Source organism: Rhizobium sp. CB3171 (genome assembly GCF_029714265.1).
GTDB lineage: Bacteria > Pseudomonadota > Alphaproteobacteria > Rhizobiales > Rhizobiaceae > Rhizobium.
Genome location: NZ_CP121652.1, coordinates 3,909,907 through 3,931,456, shown reverse-complemented (window position 1 = coordinate 3,931,456; position 21,550 = coordinate 3,909,907). Strand labels below are relative to the sequence as shown.

At 60.9% G+C, this 21,550-nt stretch carries 25 protein-coding genes; 16 read left to right on the top strand and 9 right to left on the bottom strand.

The genetic code is table 11. The annotated features are described in order from the left end of the window. Positions 1-16 precede the first annotated feature (16 nt). Complete coding sequence (locus tag QA648_RS19125; protein WP_283048749.1) at positions 17-574, bottom strand: cysteine hydrolase family protein; 558 nt, start codon at positions 572-574, stop codon at positions 17-19. Positions 575-702: 128 nt separating this feature from the next. Between QA648_RS19125 and QA648_RS19120 the strand changes: the two genes are divergently transcribed. Continuing rightward, on the top strand, positions 703-1,320 hold the full coding sequence (locus tag QA648_RS19120) for a LysE family translocator (protein WP_283048747.1): 618 nt from the start codon (positions 703-705) through the stop codon (positions 1,318-1,320). Between the two features lie 135 nt (positions 1,321-1,455). Then, positions 1,456-2,424 carry a cysteine synthase A gene (cysK, locus tag QA648_RS19115; protein WP_283048745.1) on the top strand — a complete coding sequence of 323 codons (969 nt, stop codon included), beginning with the start codon at positions 1,456-1,458 and terminating at the stop codon, positions 2,422-2,424. A gap of 70 nt (positions 2,425-2,494) precedes the next feature. Here the strand turns inward: cysK and QA648_RS19110 are convergent, their stop codons facing one another. Further along, the gene (locus QA648_RS19110) at positions 2,495-4,027 is read right to left on the bottom strand and encodes a YifB family Mg chelatase-like AAA ATPase (RefSeq protein WP_283048743.1); all 1,533 of its coding nucleotides are present in this window, start codon (positions 4,025-4,027) and stop codon (positions 2,495-2,497) included. 134 nt (positions 4,028-4,161) lie between these two features. Between QA648_RS19110 and QA648_RS19105 the strand changes: the two genes are divergently transcribed. Beyond that, positions 4,162-4,563 carry a hypothetical protein gene (locus QA648_RS19105; protein WP_104821757.1) on the top strand — a complete coding sequence of 134 codons (402 nt, stop codon included), beginning with the start codon at positions 4,162-4,164 and terminating at the stop codon, positions 4,561-4,563. A gap of 56 nt (positions 4,564-4,619) precedes the next feature. On the opposite strand, the gene gshB is transcribed toward QA648_RS19105, so the two are convergent. The 5 genes from gshB to rsmI all read right to left on the bottom strand — a co-directional run bounded on the left by gshB (position 4,620) and on the right by rsmI (position 8,629). After that, the gene (gshB, locus tag QA648_RS19100) at positions 4,620-5,567 is read right to left on the bottom strand and encodes a glutathione synthase (protein WP_283048742.1); all 948 of its coding nucleotides are present in this window, start codon (positions 5,565-5,567) and stop codon (positions 4,620-4,622) included. A gap of 93 nt (positions 5,568-5,660) precedes the next feature. Continuing rightward, on the bottom strand, positions 5,661-6,164 hold the full coding sequence (locus tag QA648_RS19095; RefSeq protein ID WP_199773512.1) for a cupin domain-containing protein: 504 nt from the start codon (positions 6,162-6,164) through the stop codon (positions 5,661-5,663). Positions 6,165-6,260: 96 nt separating this feature from the next. Continuing rightward, positions 6,261-7,256 carry an endonuclease gene (locus QA648_RS19090; protein WP_283051427.1) on the bottom strand — a complete coding sequence of 332 codons (996 nt, stop codon included), beginning with the start codon at positions 7,254-7,256 and terminating at the stop codon, positions 6,261-6,263. Between the two features lie 103 nt (positions 7,257-7,359). Continuing rightward, positions 7,360-7,728 (bottom strand): YraN family protein, encoded by a 369-nt coding sequence (locus tag QA648_RS19085; protein WP_283048740.1) that lies wholly within the window; start codon positions 7,726-7,728, stop codon positions 7,360-7,362. Then, complete coding sequence (rsmI, locus tag QA648_RS19080) at positions 7,721-8,629, bottom strand: 16S rRNA (cytidine(1402)-2'-O)-methyltransferase (protein ID WP_283048737.1); 909 nt, start codon at positions 8,627-8,629, stop codon at positions 7,721-7,723. Before rsmI ends, QA648_RS19085 begins: the two co-directional genes overlap by 8 nt. Positions 8,630-8,875: 246 nt before the next feature. Here rsmI and dnaN point away from each other — a divergent pair, with 246 nt between their 5' ends. The 7 genes from dnaN to QA648_RS19045 all read left to right on the top strand — a co-directional run bounded on the left by dnaN (position 8,876) and on the right by QA648_RS19045 (position 13,974). Beyond that, positions 8,876-9,994 carry a DNA polymerase III subunit beta gene (gene dnaN / locus QA648_RS19075; RefSeq protein WP_104821753.1) on the top strand — a complete coding sequence of 373 codons (1,119 nt, stop codon included), beginning with the start codon at positions 8,876-8,878 and terminating at the stop codon, positions 9,992-9,994. A 162-nt stretch (positions 9,995-10,156) separates the two neighbouring features. After that, positions 10,157-10,750 carry a phospholipid N-methyltransferase PmtA gene (gene pmtA, locus QA648_RS19070; RefSeq protein WP_283048733.1) on the top strand — a complete coding sequence of 198 codons (594 nt, stop codon included), beginning with the start codon at positions 10,157-10,159 and terminating at the stop codon, positions 10,748-10,750. Between the two features lie 86 nt (positions 10,751-10,836). Beyond that, positions 10,837-11,430 carry a histidine phosphatase family protein gene (locus QA648_RS19065; RefSeq protein ID WP_283048731.1) on the top strand — a complete coding sequence of 198 codons (594 nt, stop codon included), beginning with the start codon at positions 10,837-10,839 and terminating at the stop codon, positions 11,428-11,430. Next, positions 11,427-12,119 (top strand): orotidine-5'-phosphate decarboxylase, encoded by a 693-nt coding sequence (gene pyrF / locus QA648_RS19060; RefSeq protein WP_283048730.1) that lies wholly within the window; start codon positions 11,427-11,429, stop codon positions 12,117-12,119. Before QA648_RS19065 ends, pyrF begins: the two co-directional genes overlap by 4 nt. A 25-nt stretch (positions 12,120-12,144) precedes the next feature. Continuing rightward, positions 12,145-12,432 carry a DUF1330 domain-containing protein gene (locus QA648_RS19055; protein ID WP_104821749.1) on the top strand — a complete coding sequence of 96 codons (288 nt, stop codon included), beginning with the start codon at positions 12,145-12,147 and terminating at the stop codon, positions 12,430-12,432. Positions 12,433-12,543: 111 nt separating this feature from the next. Beyond that, positions 12,544-13,524, top strand: a complete 981-nt coding sequence (locus tag QA648_RS19050; protein WP_283048728.1) for a complex I NDUFA9 subunit family protein — start codon at positions 12,544-12,546, stop codon at positions 13,522-13,524. A 285-nt stretch (positions 13,525-13,809) separates the two neighbouring features. Continuing rightward, positions 13,810-13,974: a hypothetical protein gene (locus tag QA648_RS19045; RefSeq protein WP_199773511.1), complete on the top strand. Its 165-nt coding sequence runs from the start codon at positions 13,810-13,812 to the stop codon at positions 13,972-13,974. Between the two features lie 70 nt (positions 13,975-14,044). Here QA648_RS19045 and QA648_RS19040 read toward each other — a convergent pair whose 3' ends face one another. Continuing rightward, positions 14,045-14,845, bottom strand: a complete 801-nt coding sequence (locus QA648_RS19040) for an undecaprenyl-diphosphate phosphatase (protein ID WP_104821747.1) — start codon at positions 14,843-14,845, stop codon at positions 14,045-14,047. 151 nt (positions 14,846-14,996) lie between these two features. Between QA648_RS19040 and QA648_RS19035 the strand changes: the two genes are divergently transcribed. The 3 genes from QA648_RS19035 to QA648_RS19025 are packed head-to-tail and all read left to right on the top strand — an operon-like array spanning position 14,997 to position 17,731. After that, entirely contained in the window at positions 14,997-15,689 is a 693-nt protein-coding gene (locus QA648_RS19035) for a glutathione S-transferase family protein (protein WP_104821746.1), read from the top strand. A gap of 12 nt (positions 15,690-15,701) precedes the next feature. Continuing rightward, a complete protein-coding gene (gene queG, locus QA648_RS19030) occupies positions 15,702-16,859 on the top strand; it encodes a tRNA epoxyqueuosine(34) reductase QueG (RefSeq protein ID WP_283048725.1) in 1,158 nt (385 codons plus the stop codon). Next, positions 16,859-17,731: an SDR family oxidoreductase gene (locus QA648_RS19025; protein WP_104821744.1), complete on the top strand. Its 873-nt coding sequence runs from the start codon at positions 16,859-16,861 to the stop codon at positions 17,729-17,731. Before queG ends, QA648_RS19025 begins: the two co-directional genes overlap by 1 nt. Before the next feature lie 309 nt (positions 17,732-18,040). On the opposite strand, the gene QA648_RS19020 is transcribed toward QA648_RS19025, so the two are convergent. Further along, positions 18,041-18,274 (bottom strand): hypothetical protein, encoded by a 234-nt coding sequence (locus tag QA648_RS19020; RefSeq protein WP_283051461.1) that lies wholly within the window; start codon positions 18,272-18,274, stop codon positions 18,041-18,043. Here QA648_RS19020 and QA648_RS19015 point away from each other — a divergent pair. The 3 genes from QA648_RS19015 (at position 18,168) to QA648_RS19005 (ending at position 21,511) form a co-directional block, all read left to right on the top strand. Then, positions 18,168-18,497, top strand: a complete 330-nt coding sequence (locus QA648_RS19015; RefSeq protein WP_245463961.1) for a septal ring lytic transglycosylase RlpA family protein — start codon at positions 18,168-18,170, stop codon at positions 18,495-18,497. The genes QA648_RS19020 and QA648_RS19015 overlap by 107 nt on opposite strands. 213 nt (positions 18,498-18,710) lie before the next feature. Next, positions 18,711-20,000: an RsmB/NOP family class I SAM-dependent RNA methyltransferase gene (locus tag QA648_RS19010; RefSeq protein ID WP_283048721.1), complete on the top strand. Its 1,290-nt coding sequence runs from the start codon at positions 18,711-18,713 to the stop codon at positions 19,998-20,000. A gap of 224 nt (positions 20,001-20,224) precedes the next feature. Then, positions 20,225-21,511 (top strand): imelysin family protein, encoded by a 1,287-nt coding sequence (locus tag QA648_RS19005; RefSeq protein ID WP_260303300.1) that lies wholly within the window; start codon positions 20,225-20,227, stop codon positions 21,509-21,511. The last annotated feature ends 39 nt before the right edge of the window (positions 21,512-21,550 follow it).

Sequence of the window (21,550 nt, the reverse complement as noted above, 5' to 3'; positions counted from 1 at the left end):
CCGGCGGGGGGTGAATTCAGAAGGCGATTTGGGCGGTCGGGATAAGCTTGATCTCATGCGGGCCGGCATCGAAGCCGTCCAGCAGCATATTATGATGAGCGATGATCGCCTCGAATGTCAGCTTGCCCATATCGGCGGTGGTATGACCGTCCGAGAGCAGCGTCACATCGAAGCCGAGCGAAACCGCGCGTCGTGCAGTCGTGTCGACGCAGAATTGCGTCATACAGCCGCCGATGACGAGATGGGTGATCCCCTTTGCGCGCAAGCGCGCCTCGAGATCGGTCTCGAAGAAGGAATCGCAGCTCGTCTTGTGGGTGACGACATCGCCGGCCTCCGGCGCGATTTCGCGGCGCAACTGCCAGCCTTCGCCGCGCTTCGCCAGACGATGCGTTCCCTGGCCATCATGCTGAACGATGAAGGAAGGAATTCCGGCGGCGCGGGCCTGGTGTTTCAATGCAGCAAGCCTTGCCACGACACCTTCCAGGGCGGCGTCGATCGCTGGTTGGCGCTCTGGCGTGCCGAGGCCGCTCAAAATGGCATTCTGAAGGTCGATCAGGAGCAATGCGGACGACATGGGAGCCTTATGCAACACGGTTTCGACGGGCCGTTACCCTTGGTAGTATGTTCGCGCCGTTTGCGCAATCGCTTGAAAACGCAAGAGTGCTGCGATACAGCAATTGCCTATTCCTGGAGGATCGCACCATGACGCTTGCAGCCCTGCTCGCCTATAGCGGCGCGCTTTTCATCGCCGCCGCGATTCCCGGGCCGGGCATCACCGCGATCGTTGCCCGCGCTCTCGGCTCCGGCTTCCGGGAGACCTTTTTCATGGGTCTCGGGCTCGTGCTCGGCGATATGATCTACCTGACGGCGGTCATTCTCGGCCTCGCTTTCGTGGCGCAGACCTTTACGGAGATCTTCATCGTCATCAAGATCGCCGGTGCGCTTTATCTCGGCTATATCGCCTGGAAGCTCTGGACCGCTGGGCTGCTCTCCACCGATGTCGCAGCGAAAAAATCGATGAGCGCCGGCATGTCCTTCCTCTCCGGTCTTCTCGTGACGCTTGGCAACCCGAAGGTCATGTTATTTTACGTGGCGCTCGTGCCGACCCTGATCGATATCGGCAGCATCGGGCTTCGCGAATATGCCACGCTGATTGCGGCGACCTTCATTGTGCTGTTGATGGTGCTGATCCCCTATATGCTGCTCGCTTCCCGGGCCCGCACCTTCCTTAAGAGGCCAAAAGCGCTGCAGATTTTGAACCGGGTTGCCGCCAGCATTCTCGCCGGCACGGCTGCCTTCATCGCCGCCCGCGCGGCCTGAAAAAACCTTTCTCGGCACAACGACGCGGGAGATTCTTTTCCCACGACATAGGGTCGGCGGAGTGATCCCAGACTGGTTTCCGCCGGCGTTTAATCCTATTGTGCCTGTACAATTCCAATGGAGGGAGAGCTACCCATGTCCGACACCCGCAAACCAGGCCGCGGCCGCGTCTATGCCTCGATCACCGACACCATCGGTGACACGCCGATCGTGCGTCTCGACAAGCTGGCCAAGGAGAAGGGCGTCAAGGCCAATTTGCTGGCGAAGCTCGAGTTCTTCAACCCGATTGCTTCCGTCAAGGACCGTATCGGCGTTGCCATGATCGAGAGCCTTGAAGCACAGGGCAAGATCACACCCGGCAAAAGCGTGCTGATCGAGCCGACCTCGGGCAATACCGGCATCGCACTCGCTTTCGCCGCCGCCGCTAAGGGCTACCGGCTGATCCTCACCATGCCGGAGACGATGTCGATCGAGCGCCGCAAGATGCTGCTGCTGCTCGGTGCCGAGCTGGTGCTGACCGAGGGTCCGAAGGGCATGAAGGGCGCGATCGCCAAGGCCGAGGAACTGGCATCGACGCTGCCCGACGCGATCATCCCGCAGCAGTTCGAAAACCCGGCCAACCCGGAAATCCACCGCAAGACGACGGCAGAGGAAATCTGGAACGATACGGACGGCCAAGTCGATATCCTCGTGTCCGGCATCGGTACCGGTGGCACGATCACCGGCGTCGGCCAGGTGCTGAAAGCCCGCAATTCGAATATCAAGGTCATCGCCGTCGAGCCGGCTGACTCGCCTATCCTCTCCGGTGGCAATCCCGGCCCGCACAAGATCCAAGGCATCGGCGCCGGCTTCGCCCCGAAGATTCTCGACACGCACATCTATGACGAAGTCGTCACCGTCACCAACGACGAAGCTTTCCAGCATGCACGCCACATCGCCAAGCTCGAAGGCGTGCCGGTCGGCATCTCCTCCGGTGCGGCCATCGCGGCTGCGATCAAGATCGGCCAACGGCCGGAAAACGAAGGCAAGAATATCGTCATCATCATCCCCTCCTTCGCCGAGCGCTATCTCTCGACGGCGCTGTTCGAGGGCCTGGGCGGCTGACACGGTCAGCTTCGATCGTCAGGGATTCAAAGGGCGCTGCGGTGCCCTTTGTCATTTCAGCCGTTTGCGCTTACGCCGCCGCGGTCAGCCGTTCGCCGGCAATGCGGTAGGAAATGGCTTCTGCGAGGTGGATGCGCCCGACGGTTTGCTTGTCGTCGAGATCGGCGAGCGTGCGGGCCACTTTCAGCACGCGATGATAGCCGCGGGCGGAAAACTTCATCTTCTCGGCCGCGTCGCGCAGCAATTGCAGGCCGGCGGCGTCCGGCTCGGCGATCGTTTCGATCATCGATGTCGAGCAGCGGGCATTGGTGGAAATTCCCTTCATCCCGGCGGCCTCGAAGCGTTCGCGCTGCCGCTCGCGGGCACGGGCGACACGAAGGGCGACATCGGCGCTCTTTTCGGCCGTCGTCGGGCGGATGAGATCGGCCGCAGAGACGGCGGGCACGTCGAGGCGGATATCGATGCGGTCCAACAGCGGTCCGGAGATGCGGCCTTGATAATCCGTCATGCAACGCGGGCCGCGGGCGCAGGTGTGACCCGGCTCGCCGGCCATGCCGCAACGGCAGGGATTCATCGCTGCAACCAATTGAATGCTGGCCGGATAGGAAACGCGATGATTGGCCCTGGCGATGACGCATTCGCCCGATTCCAGCGGCTGGCGCAGCGCATCCAGCGCTTGCGGCGAAAACTCGGGCAATTCATCGAGAAAAAGGACGCCGTGATGGGCAAGCGATACCTCGCCGGGGCGGGCACGCAAGCCGCCGCCGACCAGCGCCGCCATGGTGGCGGAATGATGCGGCGTGCGATAGGGCCGGCGGTCGGAGAGCTTTCCGCCCGAAAGCTGACCGGCAACGGAATGGATCATCGACACTTCCAGCAGCTCCGCCGTCGACAATGGCGGCAGAATGGACGGCAGGCGCGAGGCCAGCATCGACTTGCCGGAACCGGGCGGGCCGACGAAAAGCAGATTATGTCCCCCGGCCGCCGCCACTTCCAGCGCCCGCTTGGCGCTTTCCTGGCCCTTGATATCGGCGAGATCGGGGACGTTGGCGGCATTGGCGCGGATCGCCGGTTCGGGGCGTGACAGAACCTGGGTGCCGCGGAAATGATTGGCGAGCGCGATCAGGCTGCGCGGCGCGAGAATATCGATGTCGGCGCCGGCCCAGGCGGCCTCAGGACCGCTTTCGGACGGGCATATCAGCCCCTTGCCGATGGCATTGGCGGCGATCGCGGCCGGCAGCGCGCCAGCGACCGGCGCGATCGTGCCATCGAGGTTGAGCTCGCCGATGACGGTGTAGGCCGCAAGCGCATCCGCCGGGATGGCGCCCAGCGCCGCCATCAGCCCAAGCGCGATCGGAAGATCGAAATGGCTGCCCTCCTTGGGCAGGTCCGCGGGTGCGAGATTGACCGTGACCTTCTTCGGCGGCAGCGACAGGCCAGAGGCATGAAGAGCTGCCTGCACCCGTTCGCGGCTTTCGGCCACGGCCTTGTCCGGCAGACCGACGATATGCATCAGCACCTTCCCCGGGGAAATCATCACCTGCACTTCGACAGGAACGCCCTCAATGCCCTGAAACGCAATCGTGCTGACGCGCGCTACCATCCCCGCCCTCTTTTAACTCGTTTACCGTTATCAATTTTTCATAACAGACTATGGGTTGCATAGTGGCAGAAAACATGGAATGAAACAAGAACAATAAAAGAACGAAGGGACGATTTCTACAATCGGGAGCAAAGATGAGACTTGTAGTATCGCTATCCCTTCTACTGAGCGCTGTTCTGGCCGGCTGCCAATCTATCGATGGCGGGGATAATCTGGAAAAAGGCGCTCCCTATCAATTGAGCGCCAAGGAAATTGCCGCGGTGGAAAAGGGTTTGCACGAGCAGCTTCCCTATGAGGGCGTGCTGATCTTCGGGCCGATGGCGGCTTCCAAGGATAGCAAGGGCTACGTCAGCGTCTGCGGCACCATCAGCTCCTTTGGCGGCCTGCACGGTGTCATGGACAAGCGGCCTTACGTCGGCATGATGGTCGACGTGAAACCACTTTTCGGCTTCGTGCCGACGGTCATCGCAGACGATAGCTCCACCGGACCGTCGGCAGTGATCCTAACCTGCCGCCGGATGGGCATCGCGATATAGCCCGCCTTGCGGCGAGCGGAGGGGTGGCGTCACGATTCCTAGAGGGCTGGCGCCCCTCAAGCCCGCTTCGCTTCGATCGCATCCCACAACAGGCTGGCAATGTCGGCGCCGCCGAAGCGCTTGACTTCGCGCAGGCCGGTCGGCGAGGTGACGTTGATCTCGGTCATATAGTCGCCGATGACGTCGATGCCGACGAGCAGGAAACCGCGCGCTCTCAATGCCGGGCCGATGCGCTCGCAGATTTCCTTTTCGCGCGGCGTCAGTTCGGTCGCCTCGGCGCGGCCGCCGACATGCATGTTGGAGCGGCTGTCATGCTCGGCCGGCACACGGTTGATCGCGCCGACCGCCTCGCCGTCGACGAGGATGATGCGCTTGTCGCCCTTGCGCACGTCGGGCAGATATTGCTGAGCGATGAAGGGCTCACGGAAGAGCTGGCCGAACATTTCGAGCAGAGAGGATAGATTGCGGTCGTCCCGCGTCGAATGAAAGACGCCGGCGCCGCCATTGCCGTAAAGCGGCTTCAGGATGATATCGCCCATCTCCTCGCGGAAGCGGCGAATTTCGGCCGGATCGCGCGTGATCAGCGTCTTCGGCATGAGATCAGCAAATTCGGTGACGAAGATCTTTTCCGGCGAATTGCGCACCCAGGCCGGATCATTGACGACGAGCGTCTTGGGGTGGATGCGCTCGAGTAGATGCGTCGAGGTGATATAGGCCATGTCGAAGGGTGGGTCCTGGCGCAGCAGCACCACGTCCATGGTCGAGAGATCGACGCGCTCCGGCTCGCCGAGCTCGAAGTGATCGCCCTTGACGTCGCGAAGGATCATCGGCTCAACCGTCGCGTAGACATTGCCGTCACGCATGCTGAGGCGCTCGGGCGTGTAGTGGAAGAGCTTGTAGCCGCGGGTCTGGGCTTCCAGGCTCATGGCAAAGGTCGAGTCACCCGCAATGTTGATGCTCTTCACGTGGTCCATCTGGACCGCAACATTCTTGATACCAGCCATAGTCAGCCCTCGCTCGAATTTGCGGACAGATGTAGGTCGGCCCGCATCCAAACGCAACGGCTATTCAAGGGCTTCCGTCAGGGCTGGCCGCGCTCAGGCGGCAAGCCCCTGTGCGCCGCCCTGTCGGATGAAGTTGCGCAGGCGGTAAGCCATGGTCAAGGGCTTCGGGAATGGCTTGCGGCAGAAGGCGACCTTGCGCAGATAGTGATCGATGCGCCATGTGGCCCAGGTTCCGCCCGCGAAATAGGCGACATCGCCCGCGCTGAGCGTGCGTTCGACGCCGTCTTCCGTCGTGATATGCACCTCGCCCTCGAGGATCATCACCGTTTCGTCCCAGCCGAAATACCAGCGAAACTCGCCTGCCGTGCAATCCCACAGCGCCGTCATCGCGGCATCATCCCGCCCACGCGAATGCTCGGCAATGCGCGCAACCGGATCGCCGGCCAGGATCCAGGACGGTTCGATCGGCGAGGGCTTCATTTCCATCTCATCGCTTGCGCCAGCCACGAAGCTCTTCGACTGCGGCAAGGCAACAACAACCGGGACCGCGCGCGCGGCAAAGGCCGCCATGCTCGCCAACATCAATCTCAAAACCATGCAATCCCCCAATTCCAAGCGCGTCTCAGTTTCCATCGCACGGAAGAGGTAACGGCGCGGTTCATGAAATCTGGCGCATTTTAATGATTGCAGAGATCAGGCAGAAAAACCTTCGATTGTACAGACGACCATGTCATGATCGGATAGCGGCTTGCCCTCCTCATTGAGGGAGGAAACAAGGTGGCTTTCGCCGATCTTCAAACCGCGGGTGATGAACCAGTCGAGCTTCATGGTGCGATCGGGAAAACGCGTGATCAGGCTCGGGCGCGTGCTCGTCTGATCCAGCGGCCCGCCATGGCATTCGAAGCCACGGCCTTCGGCCATGGCGAACAGGGTATCGGTCGAGAAATCGCCGCCGGTGTGATTGCCGGTATTGAGATCGCCGCCGATCAGGATCGGAAGACCGGGCGCGAAGGCCTCGACAGCGTCGATCAACGCCGCCATCTGCCGCTCGCGATAGGCAGCGGTCGCGACACTTTCGAGATGGACCGACACGGCAACGAGGGGACCGGCCTCGGTCCCGACGATGGCGCCGACAGCACAGCGATCGCCGATGCGCGGCTGCTCATTTCCGTCGTTGAACCAGACGGCCTCGCCCGGCAGGCGGAAGAGGAAAGCATCCTTCAGGGCAACGGAGGACATCAGGGCGTTGCCGTGAAAGCCCTTCTCGTTGAAATCGTCGCGGCAGAAGGAACGCTCGATTTCCGAGCCGAGGCTGAGTTCCAGGAATTCCACGCCATAAGCATAATTCATGCCGAGTTCGCCGGCGACGATCGCGGTCGGGTCATTCTGTTCGGTGCGCGCCATGCCCTCGTCCATCTCGGAGAGCAGGATCAGCGGCGCTTTGGTCGCCTTCAGCTTGGCGGCGGATTCGAGGGGGAAAAGGCAGCGCTCCAAATTCCATGCAGCCACCGTGAAGGGGAAAGCAAGCGGCCGATCCTCGCCAGTCACGCCACCAACGCGCACCGTGTTCATACAGGCAAGCGACGCCAATGTTGCCGCGTGAATGTCAGGGGTCTTTTCCAACGAAATGAAGCCCTTGCGTTCCTCCTGCGAGGGAACGGCGAAGGCGGAAACGGTACTGCGGATCATCATAAGACCTGTCGAAATGGGTGGGGCGCGATGCCTGGAAGTGGGCTGAAGCGCGATAGTCCGGCAATAGTTGCGCTTTGTGACGTTGCCATGATGGCAGACGTTAAAAAGCATCCGGAAAATGGCGTGGCCAGCGGCCAGGCAGGATGGCAACGATATCGTAGCGCTGCGACAACAGCGCATAGTCCGGCTGGCGGGCAAGCCAGAGGTCACTCGCGGCACGGATGCGCCTTTGCGCGGAAAAAGAAACGGCGTCGATCGCCTCCTGCGCACCACGCCTGGCCTTTACTTCGACGAAGACGGCGAGATCGCCTTTGCGGGCGATGATGTCGATTTCGCCGAGCTTGGTACGATGGCGAATGGCGAGGATGCGGTAGCCCTTGAAGAACAGGAAAAGTGCTGCGGCATATTCCGAGACATGGCCGCGCCGCCACGCTTCCCGCCGCTTCAGCCTCTCGCCGGTCTCAGCCATGGCGCTCCTTCATATCGAGCAGTCGCTGGTAAAGCTCCTTGCGCGGCAGGCCGGTGATGCGGGCGGCTTCTGCCGCGGCCTTGGCGGTCGCCATGCTGCGGGCGAGATCCCCAAGAATGGCCTCGACATCAGCTTCGGCGGCGACCGTCTCTTCCGGCGGGCCGACGAGCAGCACGATCTCGCCTTTCACATGCTCGACGGCCTCATAGAACACGGCAAGCTCGGTGAGCGTGCCGCGACGGAATTCCTCGAAGGTCTTGGTGAGTTCGCGGCAGACGGCCGCCTTGCGCTCGCCGCCAAGTACATCGGCGGCTGCGGCGAGCGTCGCGGCGATGCGATGGGGCGATTCAAAGAAGATGAGGGTAGCGGGAACGGCGGCGAGTTCGGCCAGCCGGTCGCGGCGGCCCTTGTCCTTGGCGGGCAGAAAGCCAGCGAAGAAAAAGGCGTCGTTGGGCAGGCCGGAGCCGACCAGCGCGGCGAGCGGCGCGGAGGCCCCGGGGATCGGCACGACACGGTAGCCCGCCTCGATCGCCTGCAGCGCCAGCCGGTAGCCGGGATCGGAGACCAGGGGCGTGCCGGCATCGGACACCAGCGCCACCGAGCGGCCGGCTTCCAGCGCCTGCAGCAGCCGCGGTCCTGCCTCGTCGGCATTGTGCTCATGATAGGCGAAGGGGCGGTTCTGTATTCCGTAACGGTCGAGCAGCACGCGGGTGACGCGCGTATCCTCGCAAGCGAGAACATCGGCACCGGCCAGCGTTTCCAGCGCCCGGAGCGTGATGTCGCCGAGATTGCCGATCGGCGTGGCGACAAGATAAAGCGCCGGCTCCAGCGGACGGGCAGGAACCGTGGTATTATGCAGGCGGAAGCTGCGCGCTCTGCCGCTTGTATGTTCGTCGCTCATGCCGACCCTGAATTCGCCTCGGATTCATCGTCTTTATGGGCGAGGTATGGCCTGACGGCAAGAGCGGCGCAAATCCTGTGAGCATTGTCGGCCAAATACCGAAATGACGTGCAGCATACCCGGATGCCTCTTGCATTCGCATGCTGAGTTCTGTCATTTTGCCCGTCCAATCTCGGGCCTTGTCCGAAAAAGCATCCTTCGGGCGCCTGTGGCTGCCCGGGAGTAACGGTCGAAAGCGGTAGCATCATGCGTATTACAATTGAGCGGTCGAACCTCCTGAAATCGCTGAACCACGTGCATCGCGTGGTCGAGCGTCGCAACACGATCCCGATCCTGTCCAACGTGCTGCTCAAGGCCGAGGGCACAAGCCTCGACATGAAGGCGACCGACCTCGATCTCGAAATCACCGAGGCGACGCCCGCCAATGTTGAGAAGGCTGGCGCCACCACCGTACCGGCGCATCTCCTCTACGACATCGTGCGCAAGCTGCCGGACGGTTCGGAAGTGCTTCTCGCCACCAATCCTGACGGCAGCTCGATGACGGTAGCCTCGGGCCGCTCGAAATTCTCGCTGCAGTGCCTGCCGGAATCCGACTTTCCGGACCTGACCGCCGGCAGCTTCAGCCATTCCTTCAAACTGAAGGCGTCGGACCTGAAGATGCTGATCGATCGGACGCAGTTTGCGATTTCGACCGAAGAGACGCGTTATTATCTGAACGGCATCTTCTTCCACACGATCGAAAGCAAGGGCGACCTGAAGCTGAGAGCGGTGGCGACCGATGGTCACCGTCTCGCTCGCGCCGATGTCGACGCCCCTGCGGGCTCGGAAGGTATGCCGGGCATCATCATTCCGCGCAAAACGGTCGGCGAATTGCAAAAGCTGGTCGACAGCCCCGATGTTGTCGTCACCGTCGAAGTGTCCGATGCGAAGATCCGCCTGACGATCGGCTCGATCGTCATGACCTCGAAGCTGATCGACGGCACCTTCCCCGATTATCAGCGCGTTATCCCCACCAGCAACGACAAGGAAATGCGGGTCGATTGCCAAAGCTTTGCCCAGGCGGTCGACCGCGTCTCGACCATTTCGTCGGAGCGCGGCCGCGCCGTGAAGCTGGCACTGTCGGACGGCCAGCTCCTGTTGACGGTCAATAACCCCGACTCCGGAAGCGCGACCGAAGAAGTCGCCGTCGGCTACGACATGGACGCGATGGAAATCGGCTTCAACGCCAAATATCTGCTCGACATCACCGCGCAATTGTCCGGCGATGCGGCGATCTTCCTTCTTGCCGATGCTGGCTCGCCGACGCTGATCCGTGACACGGCCGGCGACGATGCTCTCTATGTCCTGATGCCGATGCGCGTCTAGCGAAACCGAAGCGCCCTTCATGCGTTCTTCGGAACAACAGAGGGCGCTTTTATTTGAGCCTGTGCAGCTTGCGACATTTTCTCTTTGTATTGCGCCATGGCATTGCAAGATGAGAGATAAACGATATGTAAGCCGTAACTGTTAAAACTGGTGGGGGAGAGCATGGCGCTGCGTCTCAAGGAACGGCTGGGCAAGAAGTTCGACGAAGAAATCCGTTTCTTCAAGGGTATGATGCAGGGTCCGAAAACGGTCGGTTCCATCGTTCCAACCTCCTCGATTACCGCCCGCAAGATGGCGAGCGTGGTCAATATCCATTCCGGCCTGCCGGTGTTGGAGCTCGGTCCCGGCACGGGTGCGATCACCAAGGCGATCCTGGCACGCGGCGTCGAACCGGAAAATCTCGTCGCCGTCGAATATTCCACCGACTTCTATAATCATCTCGTCCGTCTTTATCCCGGCGTCCATTTCATCAATGGCGATGCCTTCGATCTCGACAAGACGCTCGGTGTCTTGCGCGGCCAGACCTTCGATTCCATCGTCTCGGGCATTCCGCTGCTGAACTTTCCCATGAAGGCGCGCGTCGCTCTGCTCGAAAGCCTGCTGGACCGCATCCCACCCGGCAGACCTGTGGTGCAGATCTCCTACGGACCGGTCTCGCCGATCATTGCCCGGCCGGATCGCTATCATATCCGCCACTATGATTTCATCGTCCGCAATATTCCGCCGGCCCAGCTCTGGGTTTATAGCCGGGGCTGAGGCTATCCAGGAAGAGTCATCTTGCCACCGCGTTTCGGCTGGACATATTCCTGTTCCGAGACCCTTCAGTATGGAATCCTGCTCCGATGTTCGCTCTCTATATTACGCACCCGCAGGTGCGCATCGATCCCTCTGTGCCGGTTCCGGACTGGGGTCTTTCCGATATCGGCGCGGAACGCGCCAGACTGACGGCCACCCGCGCATGGGCGCGTGAGCTCGGCCTGATCGTTTCCAGCGGCGAGCGCAAGGCGATCGAGACAGCCGAAATCCTGGCGACGGCCAGCGGCGCGACGATCGAGATTATCGAAGCCATGCATGAGAACGACCGCAGCGCCACGGGCTTCCTGGCCCCGCCCGAATTCGAGAAGGCGGCCGACTGGTTCTTCGCCCATCCGCATGAAAGCTTCAAAGGCTGGGAACGCGCGATCGATGCGCAGGTGCGGATCGTCTCCCAGGTGGAGGCCGTTCTTTCTCGGCACGACTCGCGCACGCCGATCGCCTTTGTCGGCCATGGTGGCGTCGGTACGCTGCTAAAATGCCATCTCGAGGGCAAGCCTATCGCGCGCCAGGGCGATCAGCCGCCCGGCGGCGGCAATCTTTTCTGTTTCGACCTTGCGAAGCGCGCCGTCTCATGCGACTGGACGCCTATGGAAGATTGGCAGGGGGTGGAGTTGAGATGACCGCACGCGACCGCTTGATCGTTGGACTGGATGTTCCAAACCTTCAGGAGGCCGAAAAGGTCGTCACGACGCTCGGCGACGATATTCTCTTCTACAAGATCGGCTATCAGCTCGCCTTCGCCGGCGGCCTGGAGTTTGCCCGCGACCTTGCCGCCGACGGCAAGAAGATCTTCCTCGACATGAAACTGCTCGATATCGACAACACGGTTGCGTCCGGCGTTGAGAACATCGTCAAAATGGGCATGTCGATGCTGACGCTGCATGCCTATCCGAAGGCAATGCGCGCCGCCGTTGCCGCAGCCAAGGGTTCCGATCTCTGCCTGCTCGGCGTCACCGTGCTGACCTCGATGGACGAAAAGGACCTCATCGCCGCCGGTTATGAATACGACCCGCATACGCTGGTGCTGCGCCGCGCCGAACAGGCGCTCCTCGCCGGCATGGGCGGCATCGTATGCTCGGCCGAAGAATCCTCTGCCGTGCGCAAGATCATCGGTCCGGACATGGCGCTGGTGACCCCCGGCATCCGCCCGACCGGTAGCGACAAGGGTGACCAGAAGCGCGTGATGACGCCGACCGAGGCCATCAAGGCCGGATCGAGCCATCTCGTCGTCGCCCGGCCGATCGTCAAGGCGGCCGACCCGAAGGAAGCGGCCCGCGCCATCCTCGCGGAGATGGACGCCGCGCTCTAAATTGCAGGAAACAGGGAGACCGGACATGGCAAAGGGATATTGGATCGCACGCGTGGATGTACGCGACCCTGAGCGCTACAAGGACTACGTTGCCGCCGCCAAGCCGGCTTTCGAGAAATACGGCGCGAATTTCCTCGCCCGCGGCGGCGCTTTCACGCCACTGGAAGGCCAGGCGCGCGGCCGCAATGTCGTCATCGAATTCCCGTCGCTGCAGCATGCTGTCGATTGCTACAACTCGCCGGAATATCAGATCGCCGCCAAGATTCGTCATGAAGTCGCGGACGCCGAAATGGTGGTCGTCGAAGGCATCTAACGCTTTTAGAAAGCAGCCGGAACATGCGGTGTGATAGCACTTCACCTCGGCCCTCGGATCGGTTAAGACGAAACCAGATCAGCCCTATTTAAGCCTTTCGAGGAGCCTGCCATGACCCTGTCCAACCTTCCACCGCTCGTGACCGTGTTCGGGGGATCGGGCTTCATTGGGCGGCATGTCGTGCGCGTGCTCGCCAAGCGCGGCTATCGCATCCGCGTCGCCGTGCGCCGCCCCGATCTCGCCGGTTTTCTGCAGCCGCTCGGCAATCTCGGCCAAATCTCGATCGTCCAGGCGAACCTGCGTTACCGCAACTCCATCGATCGCGCCGTCGAAGGCACACAGCATGTGGTCAATTGCGTCGGCATCCTCGCCGAAAGCGGCCGCAATAAATTCGATGCCGTGCAGGAATTCGGCGCCAAGGCAATCGCGGAAGCTGCACGCGGCGCCGGCGCTTCGCTGACGCATATTTCCGCCATCGGCGCCAATGCCAATTCGCCTTCCGCCTATGCCCGCACCAAGGCTCGCGCTGAAGCCGGCATCCTGTCGATCAAGCCCGATGCCGTCATCCTGCGGCCATCGATCGTCTTCGGTCCGGAAGACGGCTTCTTCAACAAATTCGCCGATATGTCGCGCACCGCGCCCTTCCTGCCGCTCATCGGCGGCGGCGAGACGAAGTTCCAGCCGGTCTATGTCGAGGATGTCGCCGAGGTAGTCGCCCGCGGCGTCGACGGCAAGCTGAAGGCCGGCACGATTTACGAGCTTGGCGGTCCGGAGGTGCTTTCTTTCCGCGAATGTCTCGAAACGACGCTTGCCGTTATCAACCGGAAGAAGTCGCTTGTCTCCATCCCCTTCGGCCTCGCTTCGCTCATCGGCTCGGTCGCTTCGCTGGTGCCGCTCATCACGCCGCCGATCACGCCCGATCAGGTTCGCCTGCTGAAGCACGACAATGTCGTCTCCAAGGAAGCCGAGGCGGAAGGCCGGACCCTGCAGGGTATCGGCCTGATGCCGACCCTGCTCGTCTCGGTGCTGCCGTCCTACCTGGTACGCTATCGCCCACAGGGCCAGTTCACCGGCTCCGGCAAGGCCGCGTGACGCTTTGTAGCGATTCGGAAAAATTGAAGCGCCGTCTAGTTCTTCCAGGCGGCGTTTTCGTTTCCTCTGGCCGCGTTTTCGGCACCGGGAGAGCTAGCTTTGCCGTCTTGATTCACAGCTTGGCGTTGCTCAAAAGACGCACACTGAAAATAGTAGCATTAACGTCAAATTTAACATGAACCTTTATTGCTATTCATCATTTCACTGACTAACACAACCGCGCGTCGCCAAGCCCTGCACGGGCCAATCGTGGCGCGTTTCACTTCTGCGGAAAGGCATTCTTCGATGGGTAAGTCTATCGCGCTTTTGTTTGCGTGCGCGGCACTGGTGATCCTCGCTGGCTCGTTCGTGGCCCGCGGCAGCATCGCCTCGGTCAAGGGTGAATGCACGCCGACCTATGGCGTCGATCCCTGCACGACGGGTTCCATCGAGCCTTCATCCTCGAACTGATCGAGCATGAAAAAAGGCCGGTTCTCACCGGCCTTCGTTTTTCTCAAGATTTCACCCCCGGCGATCGGCCTCAGCCGACCGTATAAAGCCCGATCAGGCCGAGCACGCCAATGGCGATGCGCCACCAGGCGAAGGGGGCATAGCCGCGGCGCGAGACGAAGTCGAGCAGAGCCCGGACCACGAACAATGCCGATATGAAAGCGGTGAAGAAGCCGACGACGATCAGCAGGCCCTGGTCCGTGCTGAGGTCGTGACGGCTCTTCCACAAATCCAGCGCGAAGGCGCCAGCCATGGTCGGCATGGCAAGGAAGAAAGAGAATTCCGCGGCCGAGCGCTTGTCGGCGCCAAGCAAGAGGGCGCCAACGATGGTGGAGCCGGAACGCGATGTTCCCGGGATCATTGCCAGACATTGGAAGAAGCCGATCTTGATCGCCATCGGCCAGGAAAACTCATAGGCGCTGGTATATTTGGGTTTGAACTCGATCTTGTCGATCGCCAGCAGAACGATGCCACCAAGAATCAGCGAGATACAGATAACCTTCGGCGAATCGAACAGCACCGTCTTGATGAAATCATGCGCGATCGCTCCGATCACGGCAGCCGGGAGGAAGCCGAAAAGGACTGCCAGCACGAAATGGCGAGCCTTGACGCTGACCGGCAGCGCCTTTGCGATTTGAACGAGACGATTGAAATAGACGAGCAAGATGGCGAGGATAGCACCGAGCTGGATCAGAACGTCGAAAGTGGCAGCTTCATCAAAACCGAGGAAATGTCCGATCAATATCAAATGGCCCGTGGAGGATACGGGAATGAACTCCGTCAGGCCTTCCACAAGGCCCAAAAACAACGCGATAACAATTTGTTCAGCCATATTGTGTCCTTTGTCAAAGAGCGGGGTGGCCCGATTCGCTTGTAATAGCTAGGCCAAACTCCTATAGCTTCAACCGATGACGTATGACTAGGGCCGCAAGATGGTGGGCCCGAGACTCTTATAAGCATCAACTGCAAAAGCCCGAGTATCAATGCCGACGCTGTATCATCATTCCATGTCATCTCCGTCACGGTTCGTCCGTCTGATTCTGACCGAATACGGCTATCAGACGGAGTTGATCGAGGAACAGACGTGGGAAAAACGGCGCGATTTCCTGGCGCTCAATCCGGCCGGCACCCTGCCGGTCTATGTCGACGACAGCATGCGGGCGCTCTGCGGCGCGACCGTGATCTCCGAATATCTCGACGAGACGCATGGCGTTTTGAAGCGGGACCGCCGGCTTCTGGCCGAAGACCCGTTCCAGCGCGCCGAAATCCGCCGGCTGACGGAATGGTTCATGCAGAAGATGGAACAGGACGTGACGCGGCCTTTGGTGCGCGAACGGGTCTATAAGTTGCAGATGACTGCCGACCAGGGCGGCGGCGCTCCTGATTCCAAGGTGATGCGCATGGCCCGAGGCAACATCCGCCAGCACATGAAGTATCTCTCCTGGCTTGCGGGTTCCCGCCAATGGCTCGCCGGCGACCGGCTGAGCTATGCGGATCTCGCTGCTGCCGCCTCGGTTTCCGTTCTCGATTACCTCGGCGAGATCGACTGGATGGAATCACCCGTTGCCAAGGAATGGTATCAGCGGCTGAAATCGCGCCCGTCGTTCCGGCCGATCCTGGCGGAACGCGTGCGCGGCATCACGCCTGTATCGCACTACGCCGATCTGGATTTCTGACGAGGGCTGCATATGCCCGAAGACCGTGCCATAGATAAAGAAAGCAAGCGACGGCATAGGCTAACGGCCTTTCTTCGCGACGAAGCGCGGGCGCAGGGTTTCGATCTCTGTCGCATCACCCGACCGGACGCCATTCCCGATGCGGGGGGCAGGCTCAATCAATTCCTTGAACAAGGCTACCACGGCACCATGGCGTGGATGGAGGAAACGCGCGAACGTCGCGGCGATCCGCACATGCTCTGGGGCGATGTCCGCTCCATCGCCGTCTTCGGTCTCAATTACGCTCCCGAGGAAGACCCGCGCGGCATTCTGGCGAAGCCTGATAAAGCGGCCATTTCCGTCTATGCCCGCAACCGCGACTATCACGACATTATCAAGGGGCGGCTGAAGGAGATTGCCACCCGCTTTGCGGCGCGATCGCAGGAGGACGTCAAGGTCTTCGTCGATACGGCGCCGGTCATGGAAAAGCCGCTGGCTGCGGCAGCGGGCCTCGGCTGGCAAGGCAAGCATACCAATCTCGTCAGCCGGACGCACGGTTCCTGGCTGTTTCTCGGCTCGATGTTTACAACAGCCGATCTCGAACCGGATCAGCCCGAGATCGATCACTGCGGCTCCTGCCGCGCCTGTCTCGACGTCTGCCCGACGGCCGCATTCCCGGCCCCCTATCAACTCGATGCGCGCCGCTGTATCTCCTACCTGACCATCGAGCATAAGGGGCCGATCGATCCGCAGCTTCGGCCGTTGATCGGCAACCGCATCTATGGCTGCGACGACTGTCTCGCCGCCTGTCCCTGGAACAAATTCGCCAGTGCGGCCGCCGAGATGAAGCTGGTCGCTCGCGACGACCTCAGGGAGCCGTCGATCGCCTTTTTGCTCGATCTCGACGATGCCGCCTTTCGCGCCTTCTTCAGCGGCTCGCCGGTCAAGCGCATCGGGCGTGACCGCTTCATTCGCAATGTGCTGATCGCCGCCGGCAATTCCGGGGATCGCGGCTTGATCACGGCATGCCGTGGTCTGGCGGACGATCCCTCCGCCGTCGTGCGCGGCATGGCCGTCTGGGCGCTGTCGCGGTTGATGACGGCTGGCGAGTTCCGCACTTTTGCGGCAGAAAGAGGTGACGAACCGGACGCGGATGTCCGCGCGGAGTGGATACTGGCGGGAGTTGCGTGATGCATGTGATGATTTTCGGCTGCGGCTATTCGGGAACGGCTATCGCCAAGGCCTTCGCCGGCCCGGGCATTCGGATCACCGGCACGACTCGTTCGCCCGAAAAGACCGGCCCTCTTGGCGAGCAAGGCATCGAAGCTTTCGTCTTCGACGGAGAGACATTCGATCCCGCATTGAGCGAGGTGATGAAATCCGCCACGCATCTCGTCCAGTCGATCGCGCCCGGCAAGTCGGGTGATCCGCTGCTGCGGCTGGCGCATCTGAATATCCGCGCGCTCATGCCGAAGCTCGAATGGGTTTGCTATCTTTCCACCGTCGGCGTCTATGGCGACCACAAGGGCGCCTGGGTCAGCGAGGAAACGCCGCTGCATCCGGTTTCCGACCGCTCGGTTGAACGCGTCGAAGCGGAGGATGGCTGGCACCGCGTCGGAATCAGGCTCGGCATTCCGGTTGCCGTGCTCCGGCTTGCCGGCATCTATGGTCCTGGCCGCAACACCTTCTGCAATCTGGAAAAGGGAACGGCACGGCGGCTGATCAAGGCGAACCAGGTGTTCAACCGCATCCGCGTCGAGGACATCGGCGCCTGCGCCAAGTTCCTCTCCGACCGCAAACTGGGCGGCATTTATAATGTCACCGATAACGAGCCCGGTCCGCCGCAGGACGTCATCGTCGAGGCCGCCCGTCTGATGGGTGTCGAGCCGCCGCCGGAACAGGCTTTCGAAACGGCGGAGCTGACGCCGATGGCGCGTTCGTTCTATGGTGAGAACAAGCGGGTTTCGAACGCAAAACTGCGCGCGCTGGGCTTCCCATTCCGCTATCCGGACTATCGCATGTCGCTCGCCCAACTGTGGTCCTCGGGGCGCTGGCGCGGCTAAGGGAATTCGACCTCACCCCCCAGATCAATCGCACGAAAATTCCTACTAACCCATATTGGCTAGTTCAATTTGCTCCACATTTATGGTTAATGATCTCTGAAATTGCACAAATGCGGCAGCAAATAAGGCGAAGTCGGAAAATTATTTTTTCAAATTTCGTGATCTTCTGCATTGCAGCATCGATTTGGGAAAATTCGTTCGGTTTTTAACTGAATTTATTGTGTTTTTTCCATCAAACCTTAGTTTTAGCGATACTCGATATCACTCGTCATAAATCACAAATGTTACAGCCTGTAACATTCCGTGATATTAGCAGGCACTTTTTTGCCATTTTTCGCCCGATTTAAGCCCCCGCCGCTCACCAGGCACAAGTTCAATTGTTTGAGGGAAAATCGGTTTGAAGAAAATCAATCGTTCTGTTGCGATCATCGCAACTATATCCGCCGCTTTTGCTATCCTCTCGACGGACGCATTTGCAGCAACGGGATGCGGGGGCGCATCATGGTACGGGGGAAGCTCCAAGACTGCTTCCGGGGAACGCATGAGTTCCTCCCATTTTACTGCCGCCCATCGCTCGCTTGCCTTTGGCACACGCCTGAAGGTAACCAACCGCCACAATGGTCGTAGCGTCGTCGTTCGCATCAACGATCGCGGACCTTTCATTCGCGGACGCGTGCTCGATCTCTCCCGTGCTGCAGCGCAGGATATCGGCATGGTTGCCTCCGGCACAGCGAGTGTTTGCTACGACGTCGTCGCCTCGAAATAACCGGCGGATCCGCTGGGAACGACCCGGCGTTTTGGCCTGACGCTTGCTCTCTCCGTCAATCGCGGCTACCACGCGGTTGAGACGTCTCAATAATCTGCCGCCACGTGCTTATTTCGTGCGGATTGATGAGGTGTCAGTGACACTTTGGTGGTGCATGAGCCTTTCCGGTGATCCAGGTGATTTCGGAGCCATGCGCAAGCAGGAGAATAGTGAATGCGTCTGGGCGGCCGGCTGCAGGGGGCCATCGAAGTTCTTGCCGATATCGAAGCGCGCAAGCGACCAGTGGCCGACGCCCTGAAGGATTGGGGACTGGCCCATCGCTTCGCCGGCTCCGGCGACCGCGCCGCAATCGGCAACATCGTCTACGATGCTCTGCGCATGCGGCTGTCTCATGCCTGGCTGATGGGCGACGACAGCCCCTCCGCGCTTGCCCATGCCGTGCTCTTTCGCCAATGGGGCTTGACGCCCGAAGTGCTGGCCGCCGAATTCGAGGGCGACAAATTCGCGCCCGAGCCGCCAAGCGCCGAGGCGCTGGAAGCCTTTGCCGCCCGAAAGATCGAAGATGCGCCGCGCCATATCCAGGGCGACATTCCGGAATGGGTCGAGCATTCCTTCCAACAGGCTTTCGGCGATAGCTGGCTTGCCGAGGCCCAGGCATTGGCCGAGCGGCCGACACTCGATCTGCGGGCCAACGCGCTGAAGGCCAGCCGCGACAAGGCCGTGAAGGCGCTGGAACGCGCCGGAGCGCATGCCTCGAAAATCGCCCGCTATGGCATCCGCATTCCCGCCGGCGAAGGCGCATCGCGCCTGCCGAATGTCACCGCCGAACTTTCCTTCCAGAAAGGCTGGTTCGAGGTGCAGGACGAAGGCTCGCAGATCGTTGCCGATCTCGTCCTGCCTGAAGAAGGCGACCAGGTGCTCGACTATTGCGCCGGCGGCGGCGGCAAGACGCTCGCCATGTCGGCGGCGATGCACAATAAGGGCCAGGTCCATGCCTATGATTCCGATCGGCGGCGGCTGGCACCGATTATCGAGCGATTGAAGCGCGCCGGCACGCGCAATGTTCAGGTGCATGACGAAAGAAACGGCCTGCTCCCTTTGCGCGGCAAATTCGACAAGGTGCTGGTCGATGCCCCCTGCACCGGTACCGGCACCTGGCGCCGCCGCCCCGATACGAAGTGGCGGCTGACGCAGAAGAACCTCGACGAGCGCACCAGCCAGCAGCAGGAGGCGCTGGCTCAGGCCGGCGAATTCGTACGCCCCGGCGGCCTGTTGCTCTATGTCACCTGTTCTGTCCTGCCGGAAGAAAATGAAACGCAGGTCAACCGCTTCGCGGCCAACAATCCGGACTTCGAAGTGGTCGAGGCGCTGAGCGCCTGGGAGAAACTGTTCGGAAAGGATGCGCCCAAGCCGCGCTCTTCCGATGGCAAGACCATTACCCTGACGCCGGCATCGACGGATACCGACGGCTTCTTCTTCTGCCGGCTGCGGCGGAAGGGATAGGCAAGGCTTATCCCGCTCGCGGCGCGTTTGCTGGTTCGGCGGAACGAGACGGCGCGACATCTGCCGCTTTTTCCAGGCAAATGCGCTGCTTTGCCAATGCTGGAACTATCAATTTCCCGTTTTAAAATCATTCCAAACTAGAGTGTTTGACACCAGTTTGTTTTTAATACATGAGACAATTTACCAAGTTTCTGACGGCGCCCCCGCCGTCACAGGAGAGGATCATGAAACTGAAAATCAATTTTGGCGCCGGCCTGGCGCTGGCCGTCGCCTCGACTGCCATGTCCACCCTTCCGGCGCTCGCAGCCGCACCCGAGCCGGCCGCCATCATCAAGCATTACGCCGAAGTGGGGCATGCCAAGTATCAGGACGCGCTGACCACGGCGCAGACGCTGGACAAGGCGATCGATGCATTGCTTGCCAATCCCAGCGACAAGACGCTGAAGGCTGCCCAGGCTGCCTGGATCAAGGCGCGGGTTCCCTACGAGCAAACAGAAGTCTACCGCTTCGGCAATCCGATCGTCGACGATTGGGAAGGCGCGGTGAATTCCTGGCCGCTCGACGAAGGCCTGATCGACTATGTCGATGCCTCCTACGGCACCGAGAGCGATGAGAATTCGCTTTATGTCGCCAATGTCATCGCCAACAAGACGATCAAGATCAACGGCAAGGATGTCGACGCTTCGCATCTGACGCCGGAATTCCTCTCCGGTACGCTGCAGCAGGCCGGCGGCGTCGAAGCCAATGTCGCGACTGGCTACCACGCTATCGAATTCCTGCTCTGGGGCCAGGATCTGCACGGCACGGGCCCGGGCGCCGGCGAACGTCCCGCCACCGACTACGACCTGAAGAATTGCACGCACGGCAATTGCGATCGCCGCGCCGAATACCTGAAATCGGCCTCGACCCTGCTCGTCTCCGCCATGCAGGAGATGACCAATGACTGGGCGCCGGATGGCGAAGCCACCAAGCATATCGAAGCCGATCCGAAGGCCGGTCTCGCCGCCATCCTCACCGGCATGGGCTCGCTCTCCTATGGCGAACTCGCCGGCGAGCGCATGAAGCTCGGCCTGCTGTTGCACGATCCCGAGCAGGAGCATGATTGCTTCTCCGACAACACCTACAACTCCCACAACAATGCCGCCATCGGCATTGCGGCCGCCTATAACGGCAATTATACGCGCGTCGACGGCACCAAGATGAAGGGTCCTTCGCTGCACGATCTTGTTGCCGCCAAGGACAAGGCGCTGGACAAGGAGATGGAAGGTAAGCTGAACGCGACGCTCGATGCCATGAAGGCCATGGTTCATCGCGGCGAGACCGTCGAGAAGTACGACCAGATGATTGCCGAGGGCAATAAGGTCGGCAACGCCACCGTCCAGAAGGCGATTGACGGCCTGCTCGACCAGACGAAGAGCATCCAGCGCGTCGTCGCCGACCTCGATCTCGGCACGATCAAGCTTGAAGGCTCGGACAGCCTTGATAATCCTAACGCCGTCTTCAAGAAGTAATAAAGGAGGGCGGCAGTATCTGACGATGCTGCCGCCCTG